Annotated in this window: 12 protein-coding genes, 1 tRNA gene and 2 pseudogenes; 7 read left to right on the plus strand and 8 right to left on the minus strand. The window is 62.0% G+C overall.

All coding sequences use genetic code 11. The features are described 5' to 3' along the window. Nucleotides 1–30 precede the first annotated feature (30 nt). A complete protein-coding gene (gene def, locus PQR32_RS06385; protein ID WP_132376423.1) occupies nt 31–534 on the minus strand; it encodes a peptide deformylase in 504 nt (167 codons plus the stop codon). Between the two features lie 244 nt (nt 535–778). Here def and dprA point away from each other — a divergent pair, with 244 nt between their 5' ends. The 3 genes from dprA (at nt 779) to PQR32_RS06400 (ending at nt 5430) form a co-directional block, all read left to right on the plus strand. After that, on the plus strand, nt 779–2044 hold the full coding sequence (dprA, locus tag PQR32_RS06390) for a DNA-processing protein DprA (RefSeq protein WP_408223336.1): 1266 nt from the start codon (nt 779–781) through the stop codon (nt 2042–2044). An 89-nt stretch (nt 2045–2133) separates the two neighbouring features. Next, nucleotides 2134–2511 (plus strand): thioredoxin family protein, encoded by a 378-nt coding sequence (locus PQR32_RS06395; protein WP_012431377.1) that lies wholly within the window; start codon nt 2134–2136, stop codon nt 2509–2511. Nucleotides 2512–2760: 249 nt separating this feature from the next. Further along, nucleotides 2761–5430 (plus strand): DNA topoisomerase III, encoded by a 2670-nt coding sequence (locus PQR32_RS06400; RefSeq protein WP_408223338.1) that lies wholly within the window; start codon nt 2761–2763, stop codon nt 5428–5430. A 154-nt stretch (nt 5431–5584) separates the two neighbouring features. Here the strand turns inward: PQR32_RS06400 and gvmR are convergent, their stop codons facing one another. Then, complete coding sequence (gene gvmR / locus PQR32_RS06405; RefSeq protein WP_408223340.1) at nt 5585–6688, minus strand: transcriptional regulator GvmR; 1104 nt, start codon at nt 6686–6688, stop codon at nt 5585–5587. Between the two features lie 343 nt (nt 6689–7031). Next, on the minus strand, nt 7032–8888 hold the full coding sequence (locus tag PQR32_RS06410; RefSeq protein ID WP_408223342.1) for a phosphoenolpyruvate carboxykinase (GTP): 1857 nt from the start codon (nt 8886–8888) through the stop codon (nt 7032–7034). A gap of 376 nt (nt 8889–9264) precedes the next feature. On the opposite strand from PQR32_RS06410, the gene PQR32_RS06415 reads away from it, so the two are divergent. After that, the gene (locus tag PQR32_RS06415) at nt 9265–10278 is read left to right on the plus strand and encodes a D-2-hydroxyacid dehydrogenase family protein (RefSeq protein WP_408223344.1); all 1014 of its coding nucleotides are present in this window, start codon (nt 9265–9267) and stop codon (nt 10276–10278) included. An 86-nt stretch (nt 10279–10364) separates the two neighbouring features. Here PQR32_RS06415 and PQR32_RS06420 read toward each other — a convergent pair whose 3' ends face one another. Both PQR32_RS06420 and PQR32_RS06425 read right to left on the minus strand, forming a co-directional pair. Then, complete coding sequence (locus PQR32_RS06420; RefSeq protein WP_408223346.1) at nt 10365–11243, minus strand: patatin-like phospholipase family protein; 879 nt, start codon at nt 11241–11243, stop codon at nt 10365–10367. A 37-nt stretch (nt 11244–11280) separates the two neighbouring features. Further along, nucleotides 11281–11685 carry a PaaI family thioesterase gene (locus PQR32_RS06425; protein ID WP_408223348.1) on the minus strand — a complete coding sequence of 135 codons (405 nt, stop codon included), beginning with the start codon at nt 11683–11685 and terminating at the stop codon, nt 11281–11283. Between the two features lie 203 nt (nt 11686–11888). Between PQR32_RS06425 and PQR32_RS06430 the strand changes: the two genes are divergently transcribed. The 3 genes and pseudogenes from PQR32_RS06430 to PQR32_RS42310 all read left to right on the plus strand — a co-directional run. Beyond that, nucleotides 11889–11964 (plus strand) — tRNA-Lys (locus PQR32_RS06430). Between the two features lie 223 nt (nt 11965–12187). Then, nucleotides 12188–14002: a hypothetical protein gene (locus PQR32_RS06435; RefSeq protein WP_408223350.1), complete on the plus strand. Its 1815-nt coding sequence runs from the start codon at nt 12188–12190 to the stop codon at nt 14000–14002. A 124-nt stretch (nt 14003–14126) separates the two neighbouring features. Then, nucleotides 14127–14234 (plus strand): annotated as a pseudogene (locus PQR32_RS42310) (LysE family translocator); the annotation flags it as partial. On the opposite strand, the pseudogene PQR32_RS42315 reads toward PQR32_RS42310, so the two are convergent. The 3 genes and pseudogenes from PQR32_RS42315 to PQR32_RS06450 all read right to left on the minus strand — a co-directional run. Further along, nucleotides 14228–14791 (minus strand): annotated as a pseudogene (locus PQR32_RS42315) (AraC family ligand binding domain-containing protein); the annotation flags it as partial. The pseudogenes PQR32_RS42310 and PQR32_RS42315 sit on opposite strands and share 7 nt — an antisense overlap. Before the next feature lie 132 nt (nt 14792–14923). Further along, nucleotides 14924–15718, minus strand: coding sequence for an ABC transporter substrate-binding protein (locus PQR32_RS06445; RefSeq protein ID WP_408223354.1), 795 nt, complete (start codon nt 15716–15718; stop codon nt 14924–14926). 122 nt (nt 15719–15840) lie between these two features. Continuing rightward, entirely contained in the window at nt 15841–16995 is a 1155-nt protein-coding gene (locus PQR32_RS06450; protein WP_408223356.1) for a pyridoxal phosphate-dependent aminotransferase, read from the minus strand. Between the last annotated feature and the right edge of the window lie 238 nt (nt 16996–17233).

A 17233-nucleotide genomic window follows, 5' to 3' on the forward strand; every position in this document is an offset into this window, starting at 1 on the left:
AACGGGGGCGGTAGGCGAGGTGAACGCGCATTACATTGCGTGGGCGAGCTTCTTCATCTTGCTCTTGATGCGCGTCTGCTTCAGCGACGACAGATACTCGACGAACACGCGGCCCATCAGGTGATCCATTTCGTGCTGGATGCACACCGCGAGCAGGCCTTCACAGTCCATCTCGAAGGTTTCGCCCTTCTCGTTGAGCGCCCGCACGCGCACTTTCTCCGCGCGCTCGACATTGTCGTAAATGCCCGGCACCGAGAGACAGCCTTCTTCCGACAGCTTCCTTTCGTCGCTCGACCAGATGATTTCGGGGTTGATGAAGGCGAGCAGTTCGTTGTGGTCGTCCGACACGTCGATCACGATCACGCGCTCGTGCACGTCCACCTGGGTTGCAGCCAGGCCGACGCCGGGCGCACCGTACATGGTTTCGGCCATGTCCTTGACGAGGCGGCGGATGCGGTCGTTGACCTCCGCGACCGGCTTGGCGATCTTGTGCAGCCGTTTGTCCGGGTAATTGAGGATATTCAGTAAAGCCATGATCTCGAGTGTGATTTTCGGGCGCCGCTGACCGGTGGAAGGCTCGCGTTGGCCTTTCGGCCAGGTTGTGAGCCCGTCGCGTTACGCAGAGGATAGATGGTGTCGAACCGGTTCGATTCAACGCGCTCCGTGCGCTAAACGACGAGCCCGCGCGGGTGGGCGCGGCGCTGCAGTTATTTCGGATGATGAAAATTTTAGCATGGCGCCCGCCTGCCCGCTGGCCCTGCACGAGGATCGACACGCAATGCACACCTTGCCCGCAACCGATATTGAACTCGCCGCATGGCTGAGGCTTGCGCTCGCGCCGGGGCTGAAACCCGCCGCGCTGCGCTTGCTGCTGGGCGCTTTTGGATTGCCGAAAGCGATTTTCGATCACACGCCCGAGGCGCTCGCCGAGATTGCTGGTGAAGCCGCGGCACGCGCGGCGCTGGCGCCGACGGGCCCCGAATTCGACGCCCAACTGGACGCGGTGATCGCGTGGCGCGAGCAACCCGGCAACCAGGTCGTGACACTCGACGACCCCGCCTACCCGCCGGCGCTGCTGACCATGCCCGATCCGCCGCCCCTGCTATATATAAAGGGCCGGTTGAACCTGCTGCACACACGAGCGGTGGCCCTCGTGGGGAGCCGCAGCGCGACGCCGCAAGGCGTCGAAGATGCGGAGCGATTCGCGCGGGAGCTATCGGTGGCCGGCGTCACAGTCGTCTCGGGGCTCGCGCTCGGCATCGACGGCGCCGCGCATCGGGGCGGGCTGGAGGGCGTCGGCGGCACCGTCGCCGTGATCGGTACCGGCGCGGACCTCGTGTATCCGGCCGCACATCACGCGCTGGCGCGGCAGATCGCGGTGCAGGGCGCGATTCTGTCGGAATGGCCGCTCGGCACGCCCGCGCGCGCCGCCAACTTCCCGCAGCGGAACCGTCTGATCGCCGGGCTCGTCAGCGGCGTGGTGATCGTCGAAGCGGCGATGCGCTCCGGTTCGCTGATCACGGCGCGGCTCGCCAATGAAATGGGACGCGATATCTTCGCGTTGCCCGGCTCGATTCACGCGCCGCTGTCGCGCGGGTGTCATCGGATCATCAAGCAGGGCGCGAAGCTGGTGGAAACGCCCGATGAGGTGCTGGAAGATTTGGGCTTTGCGCGGCGGGCAACGCCGCGAGCGGCGTCGAGTTCGGTACATGCGGTTCTTTGGGGCGGTGCCGGTTCAAGGAATACGACGGCAGCCAGCGGTGCAAAGGATCGGCCGGAATTGGCAGCGACGCAGACGGCAGAAGCTTCTCCGGCAGACTCAGCAGCAGCATCGGCGGGAGACCTGCCGTCCCAGCCGCCGGTCAATCCGGAAGCACAGCGCCTCCTCGCGGCGCTCGGACATTCGCCCACCACGCTTGAAATTCTCGCCACCCGCACCGAGATGGAGGACGCGGCTCTGCAAACCACCCTGCTGCAACTCGAACTCGCCGGCCAGGTGAGCGTGCTGCCCGGCGGCCGCTTCATGCGGACGAGCCACGGTTGACCCGGCATTGATCAGAGTTGACCACCATTCGGGATCGGCCATGCTACATTCGCGCCAAAGCACCTGACAAAAGTACGCAAGGAACCACCATGCCCGCGCTAAACCTCGACACCGACCAAGACCGGATCGCCGAGCGCGTCAACGAACCCGACACGCTGTTCGTTGCCTGCCTGTGCGCGGAATGGTGCGGAACCTGCCGTGAGTATCGGGACGCTTTTGACAAGCTGGCCGACCGGCACCCGGAAATCTGTTTCGCATGGATCGATATCGAGACCCATGCGGACCGGTTCGAGGACCTGGATGTTGAGAATTTTCCGACCATCCTGATCGAAGACTCGGTAACGACACGTTTTTTCGGCACCGTTTTGCCGCAGGCGGCGATTGTGGAACGGATGTTGTCTGATCTGACGGCCGTGCCGGGCGTCAGCGGCGCGCCGAAACTGCGGCCCGCGCTGGCGGTCGCCTGATTCAGGCTCGCCGGCCTGCGAGCCCGGCGGCCCGGGCGTTGCGAGCGGTGCACAAGGCGTTTGCCGCTGCTTGCCCAACGCCTGAGCACGCAATTATGGTTTCGCGCTTTTATGGCACTTGACACGCCGGTCTCGCGCCGTGTGCTATAAAGCGGTCGTTAATGGGTCGCAAAGGTCGCAAACGAGGGTCGCGCTAACAGAAGCGCACTCACGGCCATCAACCCGGATCTACCAACCTCACATCGAGTCATGTCCAAAGCACTGATCATCGCCGAAAAGCCTTCCGTCGCGAACGACATCGCGCGCGCTTTGGGCGGCTTTACCAAGCATGACGAATACTACGAGAGCGACGACTACGTCCTTTCCTCGGCAGTCGGCCATCTGCTGGAAATTGCCGCGCCCGAAGACTATGAAGTCAAACGCGGCAAGTGGAGTTTCGCCAATCTGCCCGTCATTCCGCCGCACTTCGATCTCAACCCGATCGCCAAGAGCGAGTCGCGTCTGAAGGTGCTGACCAAGCTGCTCAAGCGCAAAGACGTCGACCGCCTGATCAACGCATGTGACGCGGGGCGCGAGGGCGAGCTGATTTTCCGCCTGATCGCGCAGCACGCGAAAGCCAAGCAGCCGGTGCAGCGCCTGTGGCTGCAATCCATGACGGCGGGCGCGATCCGCGACGGCTTCGCCCGTCTGCGCAGCGACGAAGAAATGCAGCCGCTCGCCGATGCGGCGCGCTGCCGCTCGGAAGCGGACTGGCTGGTCGGCATCAACGGGACGCGGGCTATGACCGCGTTCAACAGCAAGGGTGGCGGCTTTTTCCTGACTACGGTCGGGCGGGTGCAAACGCCGACGCTGTCGATCGTGGTCGAGCGCGAAGAGAAGATTCGGCGCTTCGTGCCGCGCGACTATTGGGAAGTGAAAGCGGAGTTCGTCTGCTCGGCCGGCTTCTACGAAGGCCGCTGGTTCGACCCGAAGTTCAAGCGCGACGAGTTCGACCCGGAAAAACGCGATTCGCGTCTGTGGGCGCTGCCCGCGGCCGAAACGATCGTCGCCGCCTGCCGCGGCCAGATCGGCACGGTGACCGAAGAATCGAAGCCGTCCACGCAACTCTCGCCGGCGCTGTTCGACCTGACCAGCTTGCAGCGCGAAGCCAACGGCCGCTTCGGCTTCTCGGCGAAGAACACCTTGGGCCTCGCCCAGGCGCTGTACGAAAAGCACAAGGTGCTGACCTATCCCCGGACCGACGCGCGCGCGCTGCCGGAAGACTATATGGATACGGTCAAAGAGACGCTCGGCATGCTCAAGGAGAGCAACAACTATCTGCCGTTCGCCAAGCAGGTGCTCGACAAGGGCTGGGTGAAACCGAACAAGCGCATCTTCGATAACTCGAAGATCAGCGACCACTTCGCAATCATCCCGACAATGCAGGCACCGAAGAATCTGTCCGAACCGGAACAGAAGCTGTACGACCTCGTCGTGAAGCGTTTCCTGGCGGTGTTCTTCCCGGCCGCCGAATTCAAGGTGACGACGCGGATCACGGAAGTTGTCGGCCATCACTTCAAGACCGAAGGCAAGGTGCTGGTCGAACCGGGCTGGTTGCAGGTTTATGGCCGCGAAATCAGCGGCGAAGACGCGAACCTCGTGCCGGTGCAGAAGGACGAGAAGGTCAAGACCGACAAGATCGCCGCGCAGCAGCTGGTGACGAAACCGCCCGCACGCTACAACGAAGCCACCTTGCTGTCGGCGATGGAAGGCGCGGGCAAGCTCGTCGAAGACGACGAATTGCGCGAAGCCATGGCGGCCAAGGGGCTCGGCACGCCGGCAACGCGTGCGGCGATCATCGAAGGTCTGCTGGGTGAAAAGTATCTGATTCGCGAAGGCCGCGATCTGATTCCGACCGCCAAGGCTTTCCAGCTCATGACGCTGTTGCGCGGTCTCGGCGTGAAGGAACTGACAGCGCCCGAATTGACCGGCGAGTGGGAGTACAAGCTGTCGCAAATGGAACGCGGCAACCTGCCGCGCGACGCGTTCATGCAGGAAATCGCGCGCATGACGCAGACCATCGTCAAGCGCGCGAAAGAGTACGATTCCGACACGATCCCGGGCGATTACGCGACGTTGCAGACACCGTGTCCGAATTGCGGCGGTCAGGTAAAGGAAAACTACCGGCGCTTTGCCTGCTCCAAATGCGAGTTCTCGATTTCGAAGATTCCGGGCGGTCGTCAGTTCGAAATTCCGGAAGTCGAAGAACTGCTGCAGAACAAGACGATCGGGCCGCTGTCGGGTTTCCGCAGCAAGATGGGCCGGCCGTTCTCAGCGATCCTGAAGCTCTCGCTCGATGACGAGATCAAGAACTACAAGCTCGAATTCGACTTCGGCCAGGATGCGGGCGGCGAAGACGGCGAACCGCCTGACTTCTCCGATCAGCAACCGGTGGGCGCGTGCCCGAAGTGCAAGGGCCGCGTGTTCGAGCACGGCATGAGCTACGTCTGCGAGAACTCGGTCGCCAATCCGAAGACTTGCGATTTCCGCTCGGGCAAGGTGATCCTGCAACAGGAAATTGCCCGCGAGCAGATGGCCAAGCTCCTCGAAGAAGGCCGCACGGATCTGCTGACGAACTTCAAGTCTTCGCGTACCGGCCGTAACTTCAAGGCGTTCCTGGTCAAGCAGAACGACGGCAAGATCGGCTTCGAGTTCGAGAAGAAGGAACCGTCGGCGAAGACTGCCGCGAAGACCGCGGCGGCCAAGTCGGCTGCCAAGGCTGCGCCGGAATCGGAGTCCGAGGACGGTGAAACGCCGGTGGCCGTGAAGGCCGCGCCGGCAGCCAAGAAGGCGGCGGCGAAAAAAGCACCGGCGGCCAAGACCGCGGCGGCCAAGAAAGCACCCGCCAAAAAAGCGGTGGCACGCAAGACCGGCTCGTAACTCGAACCGGCCGCCGAAAAGTAGCTTTGCTTTCGGCCAGCTTCATCCGGCGCTTGGCACAAAAAAAGGCGCGGTCACATAAAGTGACCGCGCCTTTTGTTTGTCCACCGGAAAACGCCTATCGACGACGTTGCCGGCTTGATGAGTCCACCGCTTACAGCGGTGACAAAGCCGTGGGCCGGGTGCGAGGCGTCGTCTTGGCCAGCGTCTTCGGCAGCGGCGATAACTCGCTGTCCAGCAGGCGTGAGAGCGGCTCAGCGCCGTCGAACGCTTCGGGCGGCATGGGATCCGCGGAATCGAGCGCCGTCGTCGTGGCGGTCCGGCCAAGGCCGTCCTCCTTGATCCACTGTTCACCCAGCAGGCTGTTCGGCGTCTGGCTGAAATGCTCAACCAGATGGTCGATGAACGTACGCACCTTTGCCGGCAAGTGACGGCGGCTCGGATACGCAATGTTGATCTCGACCTGCGGCAACCGATAGTCGCCGAGCAGACGCACAAGCCTGCCACGCGTCATGTCGCGGCCGATCAGGTAGCTCGGCAGGATCGCGATGCCCATGCCGAGCAACGCAAACTGACGCAGCATTTCCGTGTTGTTCGCGACGATCACGTTCGACGGACGCACGCGCACTTCGCCTTCCGGACCGGTGAACACGCGCTCGTCACCCCAATATTCGGAAGGCAGGCTCAGGCACGGATGCTCGAGCAGATGCTCCGGACGCGTGGGCATGCCGTGTTTCTCCAGATACGCCGGCGTGGCGCACACGGTCATGCAGCCCGTGGTCAGACGCCGCGTGACGATGCTAGCGCTGCGCATTTGCCGCGCGATCACCACGCCCACGTCGAAGCCTTCTTCGACCAGATCGACCTGGCGGTCGACCAGCGTGACATCGGGAATGACTTTCGGATAGCGCTCCGCGTACGTCTGGAGCACGGGCGCGAGATTGTGCAGCCCGAACACGACCGGCGCGACGATTCGCAACGTGCCGACGGGCTCGTGATTACGCGCGACCACCATCTGCTCGACGTCTTCCAGTTCGTCGAGAATCTGACGCGCGCGCTCGAGATAAACCTGACCCGATTCGGTCAGAGACAAGCTGCGGGTGGTGCGATTGAGCAGCCGCGTACCTAGACGGCCTTCGAGGTCGGCAACGTGGCGGGTGGCAACTGCGTTGGAAATATCCATCGCGCTCGCAGCGCGGGCAAAACTGCCGAGATCCGCCACTCTGACGAAAACTCGCATCGACTGCAAATGATCCATAGGACAACTCCTGCCGTGTTACTGCTTCCTGACAATTAGTGAAAACCAGTGAAGCGAACTTGGAATTCTCCTACGACTCGCGAAATCGTGCAGAAGTTGCCCGCGAAAGCGGAAATATTGTCGATATTTGTGCGACTGTGTTCCCCAATGTGGGGCGTGACCATCGATTGTTCCTTAAAGGGAAACAATCTGCTGCAGTGCAGCTTGAACTGTCTTTTTTGTTCGAACAGACGGAACGGTCGCTCCGGCATTGCGGAATCAGAAAAAATCGCCATTCGGCATCGGACCGCAAAGAAAAAAACCGCCCGAAGGCGGTTTTCGTGCGAAGTGAATACTCACCTGATCAGGCGGCGAGTTTCCCTTCGAGTGCGCGTTTAGCCTCGGTCAGCGCCGGAGGCAGGCCTTGCTGCAACGTGTCAAACAGCTCGGCGTGCAACGCGAGTTCCGCGCGCCAGGCTGCGTCGTCGACGGAAATGACCTGCTCGAACTGCTCACGGCTGAAATTCAGCCCGCTCCAGTCGATGTCCTCGTAGTGCGGCGACATGCCGAACGCATGTTCCTCACCTTGAGCCGAGCCTTCGATCCGGCCGACCATCCAGCTCAACACCCGCATGTTCTCGCCGAAGCCCGGCCACACGAATTTGCCGTCCGCGCCCTTGCGGAACCAGTTGACGCAGAAGATTTTCGGCAGCTTCGCGTTCAATTGCTCCAGACGCTCGCCGGTCTTCAGCCAGTGACCGAAATAGTCGCTCATGTTGTAGCCGCAGAACGGCAGCATCGCGAATGGGTCGCGGCGCACGACACCCTGCTGGCCGGCCGCGGCGGCGGTCGTTTCGGAACCCATGGTCGCCGCCATGTAGACGCCTTCCACCCAGTTGCGCGCCTCGGTCACGAGCGGCACAGTGGTGGAGCGGCGGCCGCCGAAGATGAATGCGTCGATCGCGACGCCCGCCGGATTCTCCCAGTCGGGGTCGATGGAAGGGCATTGCGAGGCCGGTGCCGTAAAGCGCGCGTTCGGGTGCGCCGCCTTGCGGCCGCTTTCCTTCGCGCTGGCCGGCGTCCAGTCCTTGCCTTGCCAGTCGATCAGGTGCGCGGGCGCGTCGTCCGTCATGCCTTCCCACCAGACGTCGCCGTCGTCGGTGAGGGCGACGTTCGTGAAGATCACGTTTTCCTTCAACGTGGCCATCGCGTTGAAGTTGGTCTTTTCGCTCGTACCCGGCGCCACGCCGAAGTAGCCGGCTTCCGGGTTGATCGCGTAGAGGCGGCCGTCCTTGCCCGGTTTGATCCAGGCAATATCGTCGCCGATCGTGGAGATTTTCCAGCCGTTCAGGCCTTCAGGCGGGATCAGCATCGCGAAGTTGGTCTTGCCGCACGCCGACGGAAACGCCGCCGCGACATGATGCTTGCGCCCTTCCGGCGAGGTCACGCCGAGAATCAGCATGTGCTCGGCAAGCCAGCCTTCGTCGCGGCCCATGGTCGAGGCGATGCGCAACGCGAAGCACTTCTTGCCCAGCAGCGCGTTGCCGCCGTAGCCCGAACCATAGCTCCAGATTTCACGCGACTCAGGGAAGTGGACGATGTATTTGGTGTCGTTGCACGGCCACGGCACGTCTTGTTCGCCGGCCGCGAGCGGCGCGCCGACCGAATGGACGCACGGCACGAACTCGCCGTCTTCGCCGAGCACGTCGTACACCTTGCGCCCCATGCGCGTCATGATGCGCATGTTGGTGACCACGTACGGGCTGTCGCTCAATTCGACGCCGATATGCGCGATCGGCGAACCGAGCGGGCCCATCGAAAACGGCACCACGTACATGGTGCGGCCACGCATGGCGCCTTCGAACAGGCCGTCGAGCGTCGAGCGCATTTCGGCCGGCGCGATCCAGTTATTGGTGGGACCCGCGTCTTCGCGACGCTGCGAGCAGATGAAGGTGCGGTCTTCGACGCGCGCCACGTCGGACGGGTCGGACCATGCGAGATAAGAATTGGGACGTTTCGCGGGATCGAGTTTCTTGAGCGTGCCTGCTTCGACCATCTGCGCGCAAAGCCGGTCGTATTCCTCCTGCGAACCGTCGCACCAGACGATCCGATCCGGCTTGGTCTTCGCGGCAACGCGCTGGACCCAGTCGAGCAGCTTTCGGTGTTTGACCCACGCGGGCGCCTCGATAGTGGGCTGTCCTTCGAATGAGGGGTGGTTCATCGACTTGTCTCCGTTTTGAAAAGCAATAGAAAAAACGGTACAAGCCCAGAGACGCTGCATGCGAGAGGCATTCAATTCTTCACGCCGGGTTCCTGCCACCCGACGCACAATTGTGCAGGTCGTTCCGGGCTACACAGCCTGTTGAGCGGAGACGCCGCCGACGGTTGTCTGCAACCGTCTGTAAAGCGGCTTGCCTCAACACGCAACAAACTGTTAAAAACGATGTCAATCGGCCTTTCCGTGGCGCTGCCATTCTGTGCGGTAGCTACTACGGTAAGGCATTCAGCCAGACCGGCATGTGACCTAGGTCACATGGTGGGACAGTCAGCATAACACTCCGTTCCGCACCACCAAGGTGCGTCGCAAGACACATACCATGAAGATTGCCATCCTCGACGATTACCAGGACGCCGTTCGTAAGCTCGACTGCTTTCAATTGCTGGCCGACCATGAGGTCAAGGTTTTCAACAACACCGTCCGCGGTCTCGGCCAGTTGGCAAGCCGTCTCTCCGAAGTCGACGCCCTCGTCCTGATTCGCGAACGCACCCGCATCAGCTCCCAACTGCTCGATAAATTGCCGCATTTGCGCATGATCAGCCAGACCGGCAAAGTCTCGACCCACATCGATCTGAACGCTTGTACGGAGCGCGGCATTGCCGTGCTGGAAGGCACCGGCTCACCGTTCGCGCCTGCCGAGTTGACGTGGGCTCTCATCATGGCGGCCCAACGGCGGATTCCGCAATACGTAGCAAACCTTAAGCAAGGAGCCTGGCAGCAGTCCGGCCTGAAGACGTCGGCGCTGCCGCCGAACTTTGGTTTGGGCCAGGTATTGCGTGGCCAGACGCTGGGCATCTGGGGTTACGGCAAGATCGGCCGGCTGGTGGCCGGTTATGGCAAGGCGTTCGGCATGAACGTGCTCATCTGGGGACGCGAGCATTCGCGCGAAGCGGCTCGCGCCGACGGTTATGGCGTGGCGGAGAGCCGCGAGGCACTGTTCGAGCAAAGCGACGTGTTGTCGCTGCACTTGCGCATGCACGACGACACGCGCGGCATCGTCAAGCAGGAAGACCTGATGCGGATGAAGCCGACCGCGCTGCTCGTGAACACGAGCCGGGCCGAACTGCTCGACGAAAACGCGCTGGTGAATGCGCTATCGCACAACCGTCCGGGCATGGTCGCGATCGACGTCTACGAAAGCGAGCCGATTCTGCAGGGGTACAGCCTGTTGCGCATGGAGAACGTGATCTGCACGCCGCACATCGGCTATGTGGAACGCGAAAGCTACGAGCAGTATTTCACCGCGGCATTCAAAAACATTCTGGCTTTCGACGCTGGCGATACAAGCAGCGTGGCGAATCCTGAAGCTTTGCAGGGCGGCCGGCGGCGTTAAAAACGCCGCGCTTCTTTGCGGCAAGCGCCAAGCGGATTCGTGCGGCGCGGTTGTCGCCGTTTGGGTCCGCGCCGTCGCCAGTCAATTCATCGCGCCGCTTCGTGCGCACCGGCTTCCAGCAGATCGGGCACGCGTTCCAGGAAGATCTCGCCATCGGCGCGGCCGAGGTTGTACGCGTGCACCATCTGCGAGGGGCTCGTGTAATCCCAACTGGAAATCGGCACCTTGCGCGACGGCTGCACGTAAAGCCGTTGCTGCACGCCGTGCGGCACGACGAACATCTGCGGCCGCGGATAAAGGCGTGTGACCATCACCAGCACGTTGCCCGGCGCCTCGGCGTCGAGCGCGCCGACCGGCACGTTATCGACCATCCCGCCGTCCAGCACCGGCCGGCCGTTGCGCCGCAAAACCGGTGTGAAAGGCGGCGTACTCGACGATTGCAGGATCAGATCCGCCAGATCCTCGACGCTCGCGCAATCCTGCGCGCGCACGAATTCCGGATGAAAGCCAAGCGTCTGACCGAGCGTCGGATGCAGCGTCTTGCGCACGTATTTTTCGATGTTGTATGCGATCAGGCCCGCGGCAACCGCGCTGCGCGCGCCGAGCCAGCGCGGCAGATGCGATACGCCGATGCGGATTTCCGGCGCATCGGCGAGCGTCGAAAACTTCTCACCGTAGATGTCGAGCAGCGCCTGACGGTAGATGCGGTAATGCGGAAACACCGACTCGCCGCGCAGCAAATTGCCCCAATAGGCGTTGCGGGTGTTGTGACGCAGCGCGTCTTCGTAATAGCGCATGACCCAGTCGGAATCGCGTGTGTAAAGCATGCACGCGGTGGCGGCGCCGGCCGAAATGCCGGTGATGACGCGCGGCCGGATTCGCAACTCCGGCTGGATCACGTCCCAGAAACCCGCCTGCCACCAGCAGCGATTGCCGCCGCCGGCGAATACGACCTGATCGAACATCCTGGTTTTTTCCTCTAATGCGGCTCTCTGGCCCGTTTTAGTCGAGCAGTGCGTAGGTGGTGGTGGCGTGAACGGCCATGTTGCCGGCTTCGTCGAATAATTCGACTTCGCCGAACACCAGATTGCGGCCCATGCGCAGCACGCGGGCGGTGATCAGCACGTCGCCCTTACGCACCGCGCGCATGAAATTGATGTTGAGCGAGACGGTGCTCATCGGCTTGAAACCGCCGAGTGCCGCTGAAATGGCGACGATCATCGCCGTGTCCGCCGCGGCCATGAAGACCTGGCCGCAGATCACGCCGCCCGCGTGACGCAGCCCGCCCGAAAACGGCAGGCGAAGCGTGGCGCCTTCCTCATCGACCTTGACCGGCGTCAGCGTGAGCGCACGGACCCACGGCGCGAGGATGCGGTCGAGCAACTCGATAATCTCTTTGTCATCCATGGCAGTCCCCGGTCGAAAGCCGCGCGAGGCTTCGTGCGGCAAGGTGTCCGCGACATGATACCGGGACGATGCAGGCAGCGCCTTTTTCACGACAGCGCGCCCATCGAGGAATGCCTCTGGGCCGCGGATGCAAATATTTTTAAGAAATCTGCTAAAGGGACTTGGCAAGTTCAAAAAATTTCTGCATAATTTCGCTTCTGTTGGGGGCGTTAGCTCAGTTGGTAGAGCAGCGGACTCTTAATCCGTAGGTCGAGTGTTCGAGTCACTCACGCCCCACCAAAGATTCAAAGCAGAAAGCCCGGTCCTTGCGACCGGGCTTTTTGCGTTCTGGGCGCCGTGTAGGCATTGTTTAGGCCGCCCCTTGCGCAGCCGGCTTCCGATATCGTGTCGGCTGGCCTCGCCATCAACTCGATCGGCGCAAAGCCTTGGCTTCTCAAGCAACGATAAAAACATGAACACAACCAACCGCCCTGTCCGCTCCCGCTCCTTCTGGCGACGAGCCTTGTCCTGGGATCTCAACGACCCTCGCCTGACAACCGCCGCGCGCATGTGGGTGCCGATCCTATTCGGCCTGTGGTCGCTTTTCCTCGGCCAGGACCGTAACTGGGACGGCTTCAACTACCACCAGTACAACGGCTTCGCGTTCCTGAACGACAAGCTGCACACCGACTTCGCGCCCGCCGGTATGCAGACCTACTTCAATCCGATGCTCGATGTCTTCTACTACGCGTTGAATCGGGCTTTTCCCGCGCCGCTGGTGGGCTTCATCATGGGCGCGCTGCACGGCCTCAATTTCGTGCTGCTGCTGTCGATCATCCGGCGAACGTTGCCCGAGCTCGCACCCGAAGACGCGAACCGCACGCCTTTGCTGCTCGCCGCAGCGGGCATCCTGACAGCGAATTTTCTTTCCGGTTTCGGCAATTCCATGGGCGACGACACGACCACGCTGTTCGTGCTCGCCTCGCTGCTGCTCGTCCTGAATCTATGGGACAGGTTGACGACGTGGTCGGCCGCCGCTGCTGCGGCTCTGGTCGGCGCGGGCCTCCTCGTCGGCCTCGGCATGGGCCTCAAGCTGACCAATGCGCCGTTTGCTGTCGCCCTGTGCGCAGGGCTGCTGCTGTTGCCGGCAAGTCCGTTCGCACGGATGCGCGCCGCGTTCCTGTTCGGCGTGGGCGCGCTCGCCGGCTTGCTTGCTGCGAGCGGTTACTGGATGGCCGTGATGTGGCACACGTTCGGCAACCCATTCTTTCCGCAGTTCAGCTCGATATTCCCCAATCCGCTCACCCCGCCGAGCGGCGTCGCGGATCAATCGTGGCTGCCGAAAACCGCGCTCGAATACGTTCTCTGGCCGTTCATCTTTGCGCTCGATTCGAAGCGCGTCGGACAAGCGCGCCTGCATCAGATCATCTGGCCGGTGGTGTACGTGCTGTTCTGGATGCTGGCCGCTACCCGGTTCGCAGAGATGGTGCGCAGACGGGTTCCGTCGCGCCGACTGAACTGGCGAGCGGTCTACGTCGTCACCTTCGTGGCGTTGGGCTATTTCCTGTGGATGATCGTTTTCAGCATCTACCGCTACGTCGTTCCGATCGAAACGCTGACTCCGCTCGTCGCGTATCTGCTGCTCGATCGACTCTTACCGTATCTGACGGCACGGCGGGTCGCCGCATGGTTGCTTGGCGTCACAACCTTGGTCGTCGTGGCCGGCGGTGTCGAGACATGGGGGCATGAGCACTGGGCAAGCGCGGCCTACCGTGCCGACGTGCCCGCGCTCGAAAGTCCGCAGAGCACGACGGCGGTTATCGTCGGCGGGGATCCGCCCTGGGGTTGGATCGTGCAGTTCTTTCCCGCGTCGGTCGCGTTCACACAGATCGACGGCAGCTTTCCGTTCTCGCCTCAGTTCGATCAGCACATCGCGGACATTGTGCGTTCTCGCGGCGGTCCTACGTACGCGATCGTCGAGGGCAGATATAACTGGCGCATCGAGAACGTGGCCAAGATGGATCGGATCGCAAACGCAGTTGGCCTGACGCAAAGCGTAAAGGGCTGCAACGCGATGCAAACCGCGATCGATCGCCTGCACCTGCACGCGAGCCTGCAATGGACGCCCAACGCCGCCGACAAACGCATGTGCCGACTCGACCTTCGGAAGGATGATGTGCGCGACATACGCGCGGAAAATGCCCAACTGATCGAACAATCGCGCCCCGCGTTAGAGCGGCATGGCTTCACCATCGACGTCAGCTCCTGCATCACTTACCGAGCCTATGTCGGCCAAGGCGTCTTCCCTTACCAGTGGTGCCGCATCACCCATCGCTAAGATTGCGAGGCCCGGAATCGCAACGATCCGGGCCGTCATAGCACTTTCCTTCAATACACGCCGCCCCTCCTCCCGATACCGTTGACCGTCGCAAATCCTGCGCGCATCCGTATCGAGGCATCCGATGACCGCTTTACTTTCCATGGCCGCCTTCGCGCTGGCCAGTTCCATTTCCCCAGGCCCGGTGAATGTCGTCGCGCTCAGCGCCGGCGCCCAGCAAGGGTTTGCCGCGCGTGTGAGCTGGCGGCTCGCGTCGTGATCCGGCAAGACCGCTGGATTCAGCCTGTTTTGTACTTCGGAGAAAAAGGTGATGGCCGCGCTTTGCTTGCGCAGCATATCGGCGTCACGGTCGACGAGAACCGCATGCAGCCGGTTCAAGCCGTCGAACAGTTCCGCATCCTTGGTCATGGTCTGCGAGAACGCGCGAAACGCGTGGTTCTCGCCGAAACCCAGCTCGTGTTGCAAGCCCGTGAGCCATGCCACATCGACATGCATCATGCGATACGACCAGCGCTCGTCGGCTACCGGATTGCACGCATGCACGTCGTCGGGGTTCATCATGACGACTACGCCCGCGCCGATCCATTCACGTGCGTGGCGATTCAGATACTCGCTGCGCCCACCCGTGACGGCACCGATCGAAAACGTTTCGTGCGAGTGTTTGGCGTAGCAGACGTCACGACCATCTTCAATGGAACGCACCTCGATGAACGGCAACGCATCATCGCGCCAGAACCGCGGCGCAGAAGCGCTTTTCGCCTGAATTGCCGCCTCCGTGACTTCGCTCATCCGCGCGTTCTCCGATGTTTGCGTAGACCTCGCCGCAGCGAGGCCTACGTATCGTAGCCGTCAAACGCACCATCAACAAGCAAACTCACGAACAACCTGAACAACGCGGAGGGTGCAGACACGCGCGAAAGACTACTTCGCCGTCACGTCGATGTTGCCGAGATATTTCGCAGCCAGCGTCTTCACCGTGCCATCGGCTTGCACCTTCGCGATCGCCGCATTCAAGCGGTCACGCAGCGCCGTATCGCCCTTGCGAATCCCGTATGCAATACCGCTGCCGAGGATCTTGTCGTCGCGCACCGGTTCACCTACGAAGGCGTAACCATTGCCGCTCGGCTTCGACAGAAAACCTGTCTGGCCGGCCGGCGCCAGCACGAGCGTTGCGTCGAGGCGGCCCGCCACGAGATCCGTATAAACCTGGTTCTGGTCCTGATATGGCACGACGGTCACGCCCGCCGATTCCCAATGCGTCTTCGCGAAGGTTTCCTGAATCGACGCCTGCAATACGCCCACGCGCTTGCCCTTCAGTGAAGCCGGCGTCGGCAGCAGACCGCTGTCGCGTTTGGCGATCAACTGCGTCGGCACGCGATACACGACGGTGGTGAAATCGATCGCCTGACGGCGTTGTTCGGTCGCGTTCATTGCCGAATTGATCGCGTCGAACTTGCGGCCCTGCAGCGCGGGAATCAGGCCGTCGAACGAGGTCTCGACCCATTTGCACGTCATTTTCGCGGCGACGCAAACCGCATTGCCGACGTCGATATCCAACCCCTGCAACTCACCGTTCGGGCCTTTCGATTCGAACGGCGGATACTGCGCTTCGAGGCCGAAACGCAGCGTCGAGGGTTCGGCAGCGCTCGCGGCAGACGACGCCGCGAGCGACGCGAATGCACAGGCCAGCGCCAAAAGAGGCTTGAGCAATTTCATAGCAGATCCCTTTCCCTTCGATTCTGTTGTCGCGCCGCCCCGCGGCGCGCTGATGCGTGACCGCGCGACGATCATACTGCGTTCAAAAATGCAGCCGCCGCGTGCAGACTTCGCCTTCCCGATCAGATTTCACACAGACGACGCGCGCCTTCGATCAAGGTCGCATCATCCTTCGAGAAACTCAGGCGGATCAAGCCGGAGTCCGTACCATCGGTATAGAACGCCGACAATGGAATGGTCGCAACACGTGCATCGCGAATCAGGCGCAGCACGAAATCGCTGTCGCTTTCCTCGGAGAAACCACGAAAACGCGCGAGCATGAAGAAGCTGCCTTCGCTCGGCAACAACTCGAAGCGCGAATCGCGCAGTGCTTCCGCGAGCAGATCGCGCTTCTTCTGATAGAACGCGGATAAGCCGAGGTAGCTTTCGCGATTGGCCAATGCATCGACAAACGCGTACTGCATCGGTGTATCGGCAGAAAACACCATGAACTGATGGACTTTGCGAATCTCGTCCATCAACGCGGCGGGCGCGAGGCAGTAACCGACGCGCCAGCCGGTCACGTGATACGACTTGCCGAACGACGACACGATCACGCTGCGCTCCGCGAGTTCGGAATGGCAAGCCATGCTCTGATGTTTCGCGCCGTCGAACACCACGTGTTCGTACACCTCGTCGGCGAGAATCACGATATCGGTGTTGCGCGTAATGGCCTTCAGGCGCTCGACGTCGGCTTCGCTGAACACGGTCGCCGTCGGATTGTGCGGCGTGTTGATGATGATCATGCGGGTCTTCGGCGTGATCGCGGCGGCGACCTCGTCCCAGTCCACGCGGAAATCGGTCAAGGACAGCTTGATCGCAACGGGCGTGGCGCCTTGCAGCCGCACGATCGGGCCGTAGCTGTCGAACGACGGCTCGAAGTAGATCACCTCATCGCCCGGATGCACCAATGCGCTGATCGTCGAATACAGACCTTCGCTTGCGCTGGCGAGCACGGTGACTTCGCTGGCCGGATCGTAGCGCACGCCGTACAGCGTGGCGACCTTGTCGGCGAGTGCCTCGCGCAAGGCAGCGATGCCGGCCATCGGCGCGTACTGGTTATGACCGGCGCGCATGGCCTGGGCGACGCCATCGATCAGTTTGGCGTCCGGCGCGAAATTCGGCGCGCCTTGCGACAGATTCAGCGCATCGTGCTGAGCGGCCAGTTGGCCGATCACGGTAAAAATCGTCGTGCCTACGTCAGGCAACTTCGAGCGGGCTTGCGTGGCGCTCTGCATAAGGCTCTCTCCCTTTCTCCATCCGGCAGCGGATTCACGGAACGGCCAACTGCGCGGCGGTCCCTTCCGGTTTGGTGATTAGGCATCAGCCAAAGAACCGTCACAATCGAAACTTTGTCATGCGCGGCATGCGTATACGTCATGGCTCACGCGAAGGCGCGCCGCCACGGGCAAAGCCGGCCGGATCGGTACTTTCGGGGAAGAAACGCGGCTGTGCGAGGAGCGTGGAAAACTGCAG

The organism is Paraburkholderia dipogonis (assembly GCF_046027395.1).
Lineage (GTDB): Bacteria > Pseudomonadota > Gammaproteobacteria > Burkholderiales > Burkholderiaceae > Paraburkholderia > Paraburkholderia dipogonis_A.